At 69.8% G+C, this 589-nt stretch carries 1 protein-coding gene; it reads left to right on the forward strand.

Annotation, left to right across the window (positions count from 1 at the left end):
* The coding region (locus KUM32_RS37225) for a sulfatase-like hydrolase/transferase (protein ID WP_217146281.1) at positions 1–589 on the forward strand (589 nt) is incomplete at both ends.

Below are 589 nucleotides of genomic sequence, written 5' to 3' on the forward strand. Positions count from 1 at the left end.
TGTTCATCCTGGCCGACGACCTCGGCTGGGCCGACCTGTCCTCGTACGGCTCGCCCGACATCCACACTCCGCACCTGGACCGGCTCGCGCGCCAGGGCGTGCGGTTCACGCAGGCGTACTCCGGCTCGGCGACCTGCTCCCCCACCCGGTTCAGCCTCTACACCGGCCGCTACCCGGGGCGTACCAGGGGCGGGCTCGCCGAGCCGATCGCCGACAGGAGCGTCGGGCTCGACCCGAACCACCCCACGCTCGCCTCGCTGCTGCGCGACGCCGGCTACGCCACCGCGCTGATCGGCAAGTGGCACTGCGGCTACCTGCCCGACTACAGCCCCACCCGCTCCGGTTGGGACGAGTTCTTCGGCAACTTCGGCGGCGCCCTGGAGTACTACTCGAAGCTCGGGCTCAGCGGCGAGTACGACCTGTACGAGGGCGACGCCGAGTACAAGGACCTGCGGTACTACACCCGGATTCTGACCGAGCGGGCCAGCGACTACGTACGGCGCGGGCACGGCGGGAAGCCCTGGTTGCTCAATCTCAACTTCACCACCCCGCACTGGCCGTGGATAGCCGAGGGCGACGAGGAGGAGAG

Source organism: Streptomyces sp. AC627_RSS907, from assembly GCF_019049165.1.